The organism is Methanolobus chelungpuianus, assembly GCF_024500045.1.
In the GTDB taxonomy this organism is placed as follows: Archaea; Halobacteriota; Methanosarcinia; order Methanosarcinales; family Methanosarcinaceae; genus Methanolobus; species Methanolobus chelungpuianus.
The window spans coordinates 844134-856220 of record NZ_JTEO01000004.1; the positions used below are offsets into that span (position 1 = coordinate 844134).

At 50.1% G+C, this 12087-nt stretch carries 14 protein-coding genes; 2 read left to right on the forward strand and 12 right to left on the reverse strand.

All coding sequences use genetic code 11. From position 1 onward, the window contains the following. Window positions 1–78: 78 nt before the first annotated feature. The 6 genes from psmB to PV02_RS08885 form a co-directional block, all read right to left on the reverse strand. Complete coding sequence (gene psmB, locus PV02_RS08860) at window positions 79–717, reverse strand: archaeal proteasome endopeptidase complex subunit beta (RefSeq protein WP_256623011.1); 639 nt, start codon at window positions 715–717, stop codon at window positions 79–81. A 111-nt stretch (window positions 718–828) separates the two neighbouring features. Beyond that, window positions 829–1335, reverse strand: coding sequence for a TIGR00295 family protein (locus tag PV02_RS08865; RefSeq protein WP_256623012.1), 507 nt, complete (start codon window positions 1333–1335; stop codon window positions 829–831). 11 nt (window positions 1336–1346) lie between these two features. Next, window positions 1347–1841: a transcription factor gene (locus tag PV02_RS08870; RefSeq protein ID WP_256623013.1), complete on the reverse strand. Its 495-nt coding sequence runs from the start codon at window positions 1839–1841 to the stop codon at window positions 1347–1349. A gap of 120 nt (window positions 1842–1961) precedes the next feature. After that, on the reverse strand, window positions 1962–3131 hold the full coding sequence (locus PV02_RS08875; RefSeq protein ID WP_256623014.1) for an ATP-grasp domain-containing protein: 1170 nt from the start codon (window positions 3129–3131) through the stop codon (window positions 1962–1964). A gap of 11 nt (window positions 3132–3142) precedes the next feature. Beyond that, window positions 3143–4210: a 60S ribosomal export protein NMD3 gene (locus PV02_RS08880; protein WP_256623015.1), complete on the reverse strand. Its 1068-nt coding sequence runs from the start codon at window positions 4208–4210 to the stop codon at window positions 3143–3145. A 57-nt stretch (window positions 4211–4267) separates the two neighbouring features. After that, window positions 4268–5323, reverse strand: a complete 1056-nt coding sequence (locus PV02_RS08885) for a DUF362 domain-containing protein (protein WP_256623016.1) — start codon at window positions 5321–5323, stop codon at window positions 4268–4270. A gap of 403 nt (window positions 5324–5726) precedes the next feature. Here PV02_RS08885 and PV02_RS08890 point away from each other — a divergent pair, with 403 nt between their 5' ends. After that, entirely contained in the window at window positions 5727–5894 is a 168-nt protein-coding gene (locus PV02_RS08890) for a hypothetical protein (protein ID WP_256623017.1), read from the forward strand. Beyond that, window positions 5885–6064 carry a hypothetical protein gene (locus PV02_RS08895; protein ID WP_256623018.1) on the forward strand — a complete coding sequence of 60 codons (180 nt, stop codon included), beginning with the start codon at window positions 5885–5887 and terminating at the stop codon, window positions 6062–6064. The genes PV02_RS08890 and PV02_RS08895 overlap by 10 nt, the downstream gene beginning before the upstream one ends. Before the next feature lie 44 nt (window positions 6065–6108). Here PV02_RS08895 and PV02_RS08900 read toward each other — a convergent pair whose 3' ends face one another. The 6 genes from PV02_RS08900 to cdhB all read right to left on the reverse strand — a co-directional run bounded on the left by PV02_RS08900 (window position 6109) and on the right by cdhB (window position 12085). Then, a complete protein-coding gene (locus PV02_RS08900; protein ID WP_256623019.1) occupies window positions 6109–6456 on the reverse strand; it encodes a hypothetical protein in 348 nt (115 codons plus the stop codon). Window positions 6457–6574: 118 nt separating this feature from the next. Then, window positions 6575–7981 (reverse strand): acetyl-CoA decarbonylase/synthase complex subunit gamma, encoded by a 1407-nt coding sequence (acsC, locus tag PV02_RS08905; protein WP_256623020.1) that lies wholly within the window; start codon window positions 7979–7981, stop codon window positions 6575–6577. Window positions 7982–7984: 3 nt separating this feature from the next. Beyond that, entirely contained in the window at window positions 7985–9316 is a 1332-nt protein-coding gene (gene cdhD / locus PV02_RS08910) for a CO dehydrogenase/acetyl-CoA synthase subunit delta (protein ID WP_256623021.1), read from the reverse strand. A gap of 40 nt (window positions 9317–9356) precedes the next feature. Beyond that, complete coding sequence (locus PV02_RS08915; protein WP_256623022.1) at window positions 9357–10109, reverse strand: ATP-binding protein; 753 nt, start codon at window positions 10107–10109, stop codon at window positions 9357–9359. An 11-nt stretch (window positions 10110–10120) separates the two neighbouring features. Next, the gene (gene cdhC, locus PV02_RS08920; protein ID WP_256623023.1) at window positions 10121–11542 is read right to left on the reverse strand and encodes a CO dehydrogenase/CO-methylating acetyl-CoA synthase complex subunit beta; all 1422 of its coding nucleotides are present in this window, start codon (window positions 11540–11542) and stop codon (window positions 10121–10123) included. Window positions 11543–11572: 30 nt separating this feature from the next. Continuing rightward, window positions 11573–12085 carry a CO dehydrogenase/acetyl-CoA synthase complex subunit epsilon gene (cdhB, locus tag PV02_RS08925; RefSeq protein ID WP_256623024.1) on the reverse strand — a complete coding sequence of 171 codons (513 nt, stop codon included), beginning with the start codon at window positions 12083–12085 and terminating at the stop codon, window positions 11573–11575. Between the last annotated feature and the right edge of the window lie 2 nt (window positions 12086–12087).

The following is a 12087-nucleotide window of genomic DNA, read 5'->3' on the forward strand; positions in this document are numbered from 1 at the left end:
TGTAAAAAAGTAAAAAAGTTAGTTAGAAAGTGTAATTTTTAAAAATTACATTATTTCATTTTTATTTGTAAAGATCAGTTAGTAGCAGTTAAGCATCTCCCTGATCTTCTTGACATCATCAAGTTCAAGTCTGGTATATTTGTTCTTGGTAATGACAACTACATCGATCCCGTCGCCGGAAGCAGAGTCCCTTTTCATGGCATTGTGAAGTGCCCTGACAGCCAGTTCCACGCCTTCGTCGGTGGTCATGTTCTCCTTGTACCTGTCCTCAAGCACTCCGTATGCAATGGGTGAACCGGAGCCGGTTGCAACCACTCTCTTCTCATCGATGTTCCCTCCTAGGGCGTCGATGGAATAGAGCTCAGGACCGTGCTTGTCGTAGCCTCCTACCAGTAGTTGCACCATCAGCGGGTAATAACGCTGCCCGCTCAGGAGATTTGATAAAAGGGTCGTTAATCCCTTGATCGTCATTGATTCTTTTCGTCTCATCTTGTAAAGCTTTGATTCGACGCTTATGATACGAACGATTTGCTGAGCGTCTCCCACAGAGCCAGCAGTTGTCATTGCTGCGAAGTCGTCGATCTGGTAGATCTTTTTCGCAGTCTTGCTCGCGATAAGATGCCCCATTGTTGCACGCTGTTCGGTCGCCATAACAACACCGTCACTGCAAACTATCCCAACTGTGGTTGTACCTTTCAAATACTTATCATCGGTCATTAGTTATACCTCTAACTAAAAATGAGAAAACAATGTGATAAAAACGTGTTATGCATTTTATTGCACAGCTACCCATTAGTGATTTTTATATAAATAATTATCCCTTGTGTTCTACTGAAAACCAATCTCTTCAGCAAGCGCTCTGACCCTGTTGATGCTGTCAATATTGATATTCTTTTCCGTCATCATAGAAATACGTTCTTCCAGGCTTATTTTCTTTGTGCCGACTATAAGGTTATCTGCATGGGCCACGATCTTTTCCTCAATGGTCCGCGGCATATAGTCGTCTTCCGGCAGTCCCAGCTGAGCTGCCTCTTCTACACTTATGCCTGCGCCGATATGCCTTTTTATAATCTCCACAAGCCTTCTCTCAAGACCAAGCTCCTTGGCAATTGATGCACCTTCCACTGCATGGGAAATACCATGCGTCCTGGATCTCCCAAGATCGTGTAGCAGTCCCCCAATTTCCACGAGTTGCAGATCCGGTAGTTTTCCCTCAGAAGAGAGCTTCCTGCCAATGTATGAAGCCAGCTCGGAAACGGCGGTACAATGGTCGATGACATCGCCGCTGCAACCGACGTCTTCCAGTATCTTCAAAGCAATCTCACGTGAGATCATGTCACTCAGGATCAGTCTTTTTCCAGTCGGCTGAGACGTCTCTGGATTATATCTGTGAATGACTGGTTATCTTCGAACATCATGTCCTCGCCGCATAGAGGACAGAGGAACTCGCACTCAGTGGCTTCATTGAAGTTCATGCGGGTGCATCCTTCGGGACAGGTGTAAAAAACATTGTCCTCCTCGAATGCAAGACGTGATCTGAGATTCTTGACAAGCCTTTTCTTTTCTTTCACAAGCTGGGGTTCGATGTCTGACATGTCCAGGGTCCAGAGATATGTCAGCCAGCCGCTGCTGGAATCCCGTTCCCTCCTGCATACTGCCAGTTTGTTCTCATTGAGAATGAAAAGTGTCCTGCGCACAATGTTAAGAAGGATTCCTGTTGCCTGTGCAATCTGTTCATCCGTAACCTCACCTTCGGGCATATTCTTTATCATTTCCAGCCCTTCTTCACCCACCAGCCGGATAAGATATCCCCTGATAACTGGATTATTCAGATCTATCAAAAAACATTCACCTCATGAAACGTATGTCTATGCAATTTATTACAATATTAAGTTTTGCTAAAAGCCTCTGCCATGGGCTCCATAAATATTTATCCTGCCTTTCCGGCAAAGCTTCCGGGACTACTCTACATTTAAGCGTTGACGTATAAACATGACGCTTTGCTCGATTTCACCCATTACATTTTTCCTTGTATGGCCTGTCGATATCACCGATGTGACCGGTTCATTCTCTCCGATGATATCGCCTGTCCTGGGTATGTCTGCCGTTTGTTTTCTATCTATTGCGTCCATGGCCTGTTCTGTAATGCGGGTCCTTTGCTCCGCATACATTACTGCTCTGGCTGCATACTGCCTGTAGACCGGCTCCGTTAATCTTTCCTGCAGTATATGCCCTTCAAAGGCCTGCATATGTTCTTCAAAGATATTAGCTCCGGTTGCAAGCTCCACTGTATCCATGCTTCCCTGGAAACGGGCATTGACCTCAAGTGGAACGGGACCATCATCCGTAATGAGGAAATCCACTCCGCTGGACCCTATGAGTCCAAATTCAGTTATTAGTTCTTCAGCTATATTTTTCATTTGGTTGGCATATGGGGTCAGAAGCGGGGTCACATTGCCGCAATATGCAAAAGGCAGTCTGGTAAGCCAGGGAACTCCGATCAGCTGCTCGTTCACTGCAAGGGTACAGGCCCTGTCCGGCGTGGATATGAGTGAAACACTGGCAGGCATCCCTGACATGTATTGCTGGAATACCATGTCATCTATCTCAAGGTGCATCTGGTCACTTTGAAGGCGGAGGATATAGTTATCCAGCTCTTCCTGGCTATGCACGACCCTGTTGAATATACCGCCTCCGGCACAGGCCGGTTTGACCATCAGGGGAAAGCTGGCGCTGTCCAGCTCTGAATAGGAATATGTCTGTGGGTGCGGCATGTCCATTGATCCAAGCAGTTCTGCGAACCTGGACTTATCAGTGACCTTTTCCAGTGCTGCAAGATTATTCTGCAGCACGGGGTACCTGCTCCCGGGCAGTTCCAGGGTCTCAAAGCCGGATGCAGGTATGATGGCATCAAAATCCACGCCGAAGCTTTCTATTGCCTCCATGAGTACCGAAGGATCGATAAGCTTGCTGTCGAACCGGCCTTCCGGGACAAGCCTTCTTGCATCCGCTGCACATCTGAGCATGTCCTGGTCACAGAATGCATCGATGGCATACATATTGTAGCCTGCCCTGCATCCGGAGCATATGGCATTGCGGGTGCTGAATCCGATGACCAGTACGTTTTTCATAGCCGGACCACTCAGCAGCCATCCTTCCGGGAAACTTCATCGTGCAGTGCCACAAGGCCGCTGCTTGCTCTTATCACCGGGACTTCATCGCCTTCGGATGCGCTGAAAGGCACAGGTACCTTCACGGTGACCGTCTCGTAGGTATCCGGATCAAGCAGCATCATTTCATCCTTTTCCATTGAGACTACCACGGCTTTCCTGGCAGTGCTTCTCTTTGCTATGAGTGTTGCCCCTTTCATGTCGTCCGGGGAGGAACTGAATCTGGAGCTTTTGATAAGGTCCGTACCGGTCACGCTTTTTGAGAATTTCTTAATCTCTATGACCTTCTTCCCAAGCTCGACTATGTCGCCGGGCATGAACTCGGGGAGACGGAGGGAAAATGTCATCCTGTATATCTCCTTTCCGTCCTTCCTTCCGAACAGGGAGGAGGACTCGGTGAAACCGCCGCCAAGCTCGGAAACTATCTCTTTGCAGATGATCCTTGTGGCATTGGCCGACCCCATGTAAAGGTCGATACCGTCCCTGGCCTCAGCGGTGTTTGAGATAAAAGCCATCCTGTCGCCTTTCTTTAGCATCTTGTCCAGGGTTCCGTTTATGATGGACATGCATCGTGCCTTCTCCTCCTCGGTAGGATAGCGGCTGGCTGCCCTTATCTGGAGTATTGCCTCGAAGTACTTACCTGACATCCTGCTGCACATATCGCAGGCTATTCGGACGATACGCACTTCGGTCTCGGCTGCCTGTTGCACCGTCTCTCCCAGGATAGTGGCATGGGCTTCGATAATGACACGATACAGGTGTGGGGTCATCTGCTTCGGCTCAACGGAGATTTCGATATCATCTGCCTTTTCATGGATGAGGAGCGCATCCTCCACAGTCTGGGTCACGATTTCCTCTATACTGTGCTCATTGTTCCATCTGCCACGCGCCAGTTGTGCTCCGCAGGTGGAGCATACCTTTGCATATAACACCAGAGGTATTTCGATCAGATTCGACGTCTTAAAAAAGCAGTCTGTACAGAGGCCATCAACAAGCCCCTGTGTAAATCCCCCGCATCTGGGACATGTGATATCGTTCATTGTCTCTCAATCCTTGGGCCTGCTTATAAATTTTCCGCTTGTTATCATTGTGCATGTTCAACGCAGTGAATACTGCAGGCTTCCTGCTCCTGCCCTGGCTGCGTATTCCAAGTGTATCATGGGGTCCACACCCCACAGGCCTGCGATCTGTCCTGCGTGATCATGGCTCATTCTACTGTTTATAAGCTCAATACTTGCCATGTCTATCGCCACCGGGTCTTTTGATGCTAGTATCCCTACATCCCTTGCAAAGGCAGGTGCTGAGAAATTGAAGCAATCGCAGCCAGGTGTGAGGTTGAATATCCAGTTGATGTATCCTATCCTTCCCTCCAGCAGTTCTATGGGGCCTAGGGCTGCTTCTCCCAGCCTGGCCTGCATCTCGTAGGTATATCCTTCAGGGGGCAGTATCGCCCCGTACCTGCAGCTGCCGGCGCATGAAAGTTCACCCTTGCACATCTCACTGTCCACCACGGCCTTTCCTTCCATTATATGCAATGCACCCCAGGGACACTCTGATATGCATTTTTCACATCCCGTGCATTTCTCGGGATCTATCTCCGGCATCCCCGGTTTGTGCACCAGGGTCTTGCCTGCCTTGTCCAGGCACCCCATTCCCAGATTCTTGACCGCACCTCCAAATCCGGATGCAGGGTGTCCCTTGCAATGGGAGAGCATTATCATGCAGTCTGCCTTGGCAATGGCAGAGGCAACTGTGATGTCCGATACTTTCTCCCCGTCTATCCTGATATTCACGCTGTCATCTCCCAGCAGCCCGTCTGCGCATATGAATGGGGCTCCCATGCCGGCATGTGAGAAACCGTTCCATGCGGCAGTGCATGCCAGATCTGCTGCGTTGAACCTCCTGCCTTTGTAAAGGACTGTGGTGTCAGTAACAAAAGGTATGCCTCCTGATTCCTTAACAAGGTCCACCACGGTTTTCACAAGCACAGGATGCATATGTGTAGTGTTGCCATATTCTCCGGGGTGTATCTTTACAGCAACGATGTCCCCCTCTCGGACAGGCGATACAAGTGGGAACAGATCTGTAATCTGGTCTATCTGGGTCTCATCAGGGCCGATGTTTTCCGCAGCTTTGAAAAAAACGTCACTCATCTTTATCATTCCGTCGTTTGTAAGATCTTCAGCATATATGCATGCGCATAATGAATGTACTTTTTGCATGCATTTCCTGTCTCGTTAATTTAAGTATTGCTATTTATCTCATATATATTCTATATATAAAAACTTGAAATATACAGATTATTTACATAAGCTATATGTATGCAAAAAAAGCTCTATAAACTGTACAAGAGATAAGGAGAAACAAATTATGCATAACATTGAAAATTGTATAAAAAGATATAAATGTCAGAAGATTGATACAGAATATAGGTCCGTTAAAAACGGTCAGTACGAAAAGACATTGGATTCCGAGGAACTGGACCTGATAAGGTTCATGATCGGCGGTATTGGCTCAAAGTAGCGGGACAATACAGAAAAATGAAGGGGGCTTTGTATGAGTGGAATTGGCATTGTGTCCTGTGAATACTGTGACATCGTGCTTAAGAGGCAGTTCGTAGGATCGAATATGTTCTATTACTGCAAAAGATGTGGCAGGATCACTTCTGCTAAAGAAAAGAGTGTGATAGAAGCAGATTGTAGTATGGTGGGAGCATGTGTGTGATTGAAACAATGGGGTACTCGAAAGAGAACAAGTTAATGTACTGTAGCGGTTGCATAATTTACAGGAAAACGGGAAAATGCGAATATCTCAGGTATCTTGAATCAAAGGTTGCAGTAGATCTTGCAAGTGATTCTGTGCAGGAAATGTCCGCCACCGACTGCGGCCTTTAATACGGCCGCTGACAACTTTCATCTTCACGTTTTATTGTTTTGCGTCACTGGACGAACCAGTCCACATAAGCCATAAGATCCTTCTTTTCCCATCCCTGCAGCCGGGGCGGGCTGTCCCTGCGGGAGGCGCCGAAAAGTGCTTCAAGCTGCTCTCTGTCAAGCACGTGCACTTTGTACTTCCCGCCGGCGCTGTCACGGATGAAGTAGCCGGGCTCCATGGAGTCTGATTTTTTCCACATGCTTATCCTATCATAGTTCCATAAGGTATTAGCCCACTCTGTAAGCCTGAGGATGTATTCATCGGTGACACCTGCAATATTGCCCACTATGGTGCAGTGTTTTCCATTTCTTGTAAGCTCGAGGCTGTTCTCACTTCTTATGATAGGTTCCATTTGTCTCCCTGTTTAGAATTCAGTAAGCCCTATAAGAATATTGTGATTCACAGGTTGTGTACCCAAAAGAAAAGTGTGGATCTCCGTGCATGTTGCATGGAGATCAAAGCTGAATGGCTTATTTCTTCGGTGGCCAGTTCTTCTCCAGCCAGCCCGGTATACGGCCTGAATCGGCAGGCCCTATGAGAACCTTGGACCCGGTCTCATCCTCGACATCTCCCTGCAGGCGTGCGGCAAGCCCCGGCAGGATGATGGTGTTGTGGGATGTGTCGGTCTTCATGTTGAAGCCGGACTCCTCGATGCCTTTCTTTATCTTGGCAGCTGTGAGCTGACCGCCTGCTACCGCAGCCTCGACACCAATACCGTCGGTGTCGATAGCCCAGAGGAAGCAGTCTATCTTGTTGGATGAGATATCGCTCTCGACTGTGTAGTAAGTAAGGGCGAAGTTGGTGGTCACGAATACGGGCGAGTCCTTTGTTGGTGAGCCGATCTTGTACATGCCGGGGTCCACGGTCACAGGCTTTCTCGGGTCTGTGTAGATGGTGTCACGGATGTGCAGTTCCGGCAGCATGGCATAAGGCTCGGTGCTGTGTAGGATCATTATGTCGCCGTACTTGATGGTGAACACCGATGCAATGACAGTCTCCCAGTAGGATGCGCTCACAGGGTCGTCGTGGACCATCCATGCCATCAGGGGAACAGCCATGAGAGGGTATGCGATCTCGCGGTCGCCGTCAATGCCTGCCCTGCGCACCTTGATGAAATTGTTGAATGTTTCCTTGAGCTGCTTTCCTGAGGGGAATGTTCCCGGGTCAAGCACAAGCTTCTCGGTACCCATCTCAGCAAAGGTCTTTGCAAGTGACTTCAAAAGGTCAAGGTCATTGGGTGCGAAAAGGGTCACAGGTACGTCGTATTCCAGCGCAAGTGCGGCCACCTGCTGCCAGTTGTCCTTATTAGCGGCATACAGCAGCGGGTTTTTATCCTTTGCTACCTCAAGGCCGGCTTTCAGTACTTCAGGGTTGAATGAGCACAGTACCAATGGCATGTCCGTGGTCTCAATGACCTTCTTCACGACTGAAGCGAACTTTTTAGGGTCGTTGGATGTGCTGCGCACAGCTACCATGTCAACGGTCAGGAAGTTGCCTACATAGAACTTCTTGAAATCCTGGATCTTCTTCACCCTTTCAACAAGGTCCTTATCGTCCATGGTGTCCCACACGTCATAGGCAAATACGGTCTGGTTGAAGAATGTCAGCTTGTGGCGGTAGAGTACGTCATCGCCACCGATCTTCACGGTCTTCTCACCGACACCGATCTCGACCTCCCTTATCTCGGGTGCCAGCAGTCCCTGAAGCTGCTCAAGCTTCTTGCTGAACTTTTCCTCGAGCATAGGGGTACATTCGCTGAGTTTCCTGGACCTGTCTATCAGGTGCGCTGCAAAGGCCATACATGTCTGCTCACCGCAAACCGTACAGTTTGTACCCGGCAGGTATTTATAAGCCTCAAGAGGGCTGTTGATCTTCATGTTTTATACCTCCGCTCCTATCCAGTTGCTGATGTCCAGTTCTTCCGCCTCGATGGAGCCGTAGAGTGTCTGGGTTATTTCCTTGAGCACCTGGACGGATGTCGGGTGCATCATCATGAACATATCATTGCCTGCAAGGGAGAGCGCAAGACCGGTAATGATCTCCCAGATCGGGCCGCGGTATTCCCTCGGTCCCCAGTCGGAGTCCTGGCTGAGCGGGGATGAGACCATCCATGACTCACGGGCGCCCCATGCATTGGTGGTACCGGAGGACATCGGGAAGGTGAGCTCGTCGTCACCCATGAGTCCTGCAAGCCTTATGCGTTCCATGTTGGTGTATGCGTAATCAAGGCCGTATCCCAGTGCTGCAGTTGTCGGGTCCATCACGATGCTGTCCCTTGGGACCTTGCACTGCTTCATGAGCTTCCTGTTAAGCTCCTTCTGGGCATTGATCTCAAGCTGTGTCCATGAGAGCACAACATGCCCGTGTTCCACGGCAGCCCTTGCGATCCTCTCATAGTCGAGGTTAAGGCTTGCAGAAGCCAGCAGCACGCGCTCGCCGGCTGCGACCTCTGCGGCCTTTTCCAGAACCTCCGGGTCTTTCTCGGGGTTGCCCGAGCCGCCAATGACTATGGGCACCTTCACTGCCTGCAGCACATCCTCAACGACCTTTGCCGCATCCTTTGCGGAAGTGTCCTTGATGAGCGGGTCAGTAGAGATAAGGTGGATCGTCACCATGTCCGCATTGAACTCACGGACAACTTTTTTGGCCCATTCCGCAGGGTCATTGATGACATCATCATAATTGGATTTGACAGCCTTCGCCATTCCAATGGGCATGTCGAACACGTCCATTGTCACATAGTTCCTGTGGGGCATTGCGGCATCGAAGTAATAAGGAAGTGCGTTCTCTCCGCCTATGGTTATCGTGTTCTTCCTGGAACCGCCGTCTGTGGATGTGGCACCAAGTGTCACTTCCTGGATAGGATTGTTCCAGTTGTTCATTTTTGCAACCTCGAACTTAGAGGCCAGGAGCTCCTGTATCCTCGGAGCGGTTCCCAGTGAGGGTGCCTGAGGCTGCTGCATGCCGGCCATGCCAAAAGCAGATGCGAATAACTGTTCTGCAGGGAATCCCAGCATTCTTCCTATATTGGCCATGTGCAGGGATATCTGTGATATCTCGTGTCCGAGTGCGTAGGCAAGTGCAGGGTTAAGCCCTCCTCCGCCGGTGATGTTAAGTTCGATATCTCCCTCGATGGTCACTCCTTCAAGGGACTCTATATTGAGTTCCTGCAACATCTCCGTAAGTTGCGTCAACTTCATTTTGTTTGTCATGTGCATTCCACCATGTAATGATACTCTTGATACAAACCTGTCACAAACCTAGTTTCGCTGTGATCCTTTCAACTTCCATGACAGCAGCTGAATCGTCAGGAAGGTCGAACAGCGGCTCTCCTGCAAGGTCCTTGCGGATGAGCATCTCATCGACCGGGATCATACCTATAAGCTCCAGGCCAAGTTCCTTTGCTGTGCTTGCGATGATCTCACGGTTCGTTTCTGTGACCTTGTTTGCAATAACATAAATATTTGATACGTCTGTCTCCATCTCATCCACAAGTTCCCTGATGCGCTCTGCGGTACGCAGTCCACGGCGGGACCCGTCCGTTACTACTATCAGGTCATCCACTCTGCGGAATATCCGGCGGCTGAAATGCTCCAGCCCCGCCTCAGCATCAATGATGAGGACGTCGTAGTTATCCACGAGCTTGTCCATGATACCCCGCAGGAGATTGTTCACATAACAGTAGCAACCTGCCCCTTCGGGCCTTCCCATAACGAGCAGGTCATACTTTGGCATCTCCTCGATGATCTCGTAGAGCTTTGACTTGAGCACAGACTCCTTGTTCGTATCGGGGGGCAGGTTGTCACGCTCGCTGTGCATGAACTCCTTTATGTCGCCGATAGTCTTGCTGACATCGCATCCGAGGGTTTCGGGAAGGTTAGTGTCGGGATCAGCGTCCACTGCAAGAATGACCTTGTTCCCTTTTGCAAGCTGGCGGATGAGAAGGGCCGACGTTGCGGTCTTCCCGGTTCCCCCCTTGCCTGTCACTGCAATGATCCTGGCCACAGAACACCTCTTTAATCCTGTTTCTGGATTATGATCTTATCGACGGTCACCTTTGCGTTCTTCAGGATGATCCTGACACCACCGGAGCCACCGCCCATCATTTGCATGGCTGACGGCATGAAATTGGCTGGCATCTGCATCATCTGCGGTGCGGCAAACCCTGCCTGGGGCACTGCAGCCTGTGTTGGTGCTTCCTCTTTTACCTCTTCCTCGGCTTCCTCTTCCACCCATCTCTCGATTATCGGGTGCTTCTTCTCCTTGAGGAAGTTCCTGAGAGCCTCGATATCCTTGACATCCTCTTCCGTGGCTATCTTGTCGCGCAGGTCTTCGGGAATGTCCTGGAATATCTTTTCCTTGAGCATCTTTGGCATCCATACGACCCTGTTCCAGCCGCCGTCAGCCTGGATGAACTTGGGTGAGCGGAAGTAGTTGATACCGATTCCAAGGAAGCCCACGACCTGCTTTCCGCCGCCGGTCTGTCCTGCCATTGTGGAGAACTGGAGGCCGTTGGGTGCCGTGCCTGCAAAGTCCCTGTCCACCCAGCCGATTGCATCGACTTCGGGAATATAGAATCCGACAACCTCAAAGCAGCCGCAGGAGGTGTGCGGGTATTCCAGGAACGAGTGCAGCTTGATGCGGTCATATTCGCCGCTTGACAATTTCTTTGCGAACTCGTTCACGCCGGAGTACTCTCCGGATTCTGCGTCAAGGAGCTCTCCCTTGGGGATGGCGAACTGAGGCCCCTCAGGATCCACCTTTGCTGCCGCCCTGCCGTCGAACCAGTTGATGGCACCACAGAGGGATATCCTGTCAGGGGTCACCACACATACGTTGGTGGGTGCGAAGGATGCACACAATGTGCAGCCGTAGAATGTGTCAACATCCTCATCGTGCAGGCCGCGGGTCCTTTCGTCCCTCGCCTTGTAGACGGCCCTGGCGTTGTCGACCTGTTTCTCAACCTCTGCCATGTCGGTGATATAGGTTGCCTCGACCTTCTCTATGAAGGGGAGCTCGTTCTTGAAGAGCATCATTACGGCTTTTGCGATCTGCTCAAAGGAGTTCATCCCCTTGCCGACGGCTTCCTTGCCTATCCTTATCCACACATCGTCCCTCTGGTTGAGGTGCATCATGCCCTGGATATAGTTCTGAAATTCGTGGTTCCTTCTCTCCACAATGGACTCAAGGTCTGCCTCCACAAGTTCGCCAGCGATCTTATAGACCATGGCAAAGGGATGTCTTGATCCCTCTTCCATATCCTTGAGGTCGGGCCCTATAAGTGTGAACCTGCCGTCCTCAACTTCCTCCATAGGTGCGGCCCGTACAAGCTCGAAACCCTTGGACTTAGGACCTGCAAGTTCAACATGCATACCTTCTTTTCTTATTCTCTCTCCCTCGAACATAGGAGAGATCTCAAAAGGAAATTCATCTGCCATGATTAGTTCTCCGCGTTTCACATCAAATGGTTATAGATTCTCAATAAATTCATCAAGCGCCTCAACATGCACTTCAGGCTTCAGGTTACCAAAGGACAGGGTCGCATTCTGCATGAAATGCCTCTCTATCGCGATGGTCTTCAGGTCCGAGAAGTTCTTGAAGCCGGAAAGTACCTGGTCCAGGTAATATTTCTTGTGCCCAAGGAAGACTATCATATCATATGAACCCTGCCCGTCAAATCCCTTCCAGTTCTTGTCCCCGAGGTAATGGGCCAGTGCATGGATGTTGATGTATTTTGCATTCACGTCCTTGCCGTGGAAGACTGTAATTGAGTGGCCGGTCGCAGCTATCTGCACGCCCTTCTTTCCAATAGCAACGGCTCTCTGTGCAAGCTGCTCGTTGTCAACGATCTCAGCACCGGCTACCAGAAGTGGCCTCTTTGCTTTTGAGACCATCTTGGCGGCTACATTGGGGTTGACCGGCTTTGCGGTCTTTCTGCCCCATGTGGTATAGACAAGTGTGTTCTTGGTTGCGTCTACCATCT

Excerpts from the sequence above, each read along its gene's own strand:
- psmB (WP_256623011.1), bottom strand. The coding sequence starts at position 717 with ATGACCGATGATAAGTATTTGAAAGGTACAACCACAGTTGGGATAGTT.
- PV02_RS08865 (WP_256623012.1), bottom strand. The coding sequence starts at position 1,335 with ATGATCTCACGTGAGATTGCTTTGAAGATACTGGAAGACGTCGGTTGC.
- PV02_RS08875 (WP_256623014.1), bottom strand. The coding sequence starts at position 3,131 with ATGAAAAACGTACTGGTCATCGGATTCAGCACCCGCAATGCCATATGC.
- PV02_RS08880 (WP_256623015.1), bottom strand. The coding sequence starts at position 4,210 with ATGAACGATATCACATGTCCCAGATGCGGGGGATTTACACAGGGGCTT.
- PV02_RS08885 (WP_256623016.1), bottom strand. The coding sequence starts at position 5,323 with ATGAGTGACGTTTTTTTCAAAGCTGCGGAAAACATCGGCCCTGATGAG.
- PV02_RS08890 (WP_256623017.1), top strand. The coding sequence starts at position 5,727 with ATGAGTGGAATTGGCATTGTGTCCTGTGAATACTGTGACATCGTGCTT.
- PV02_RS08895 (WP_256623018.1), top strand. The coding sequence starts at position 5,885 with ATGTGTGTGATTGAAACAATGGGGTACTCGAAAGAGAACAAGTTAATG.
- PV02_RS08900 (WP_256623019.1), bottom strand. The coding sequence starts at position 6,456 with ATGGAACCTATCATAAGAAGTGAGAACAGCCTCGAGCTTACAAGAAAT.
- acsC (WP_256623020.1), bottom strand. The coding sequence starts at position 7,981 with ATGAAGATCAACAGCCCTCTTGAGGCTTATAAATACCTGCCGGGTACA.
- cdhD (WP_256623021.1), bottom strand. The coding sequence starts at position 9,316 with ATGACAAACAAAATGAAGTTGACGCAACTTACGGAGATGTTGCAGGAA.
- cdhC (WP_256623023.1), bottom strand. The coding sequence starts at position 11,542 with ATGGCAGATGAATTTCCTTTTGAGATCTCTCCTATGTTCGAGGGAGAG.
- cdhB (WP_256623024.1), bottom strand. The coding sequence starts at position 12,085 with ATGGTAGACGCAACCAAGAACACACTTGTCTATACCACATGGGGCAGA.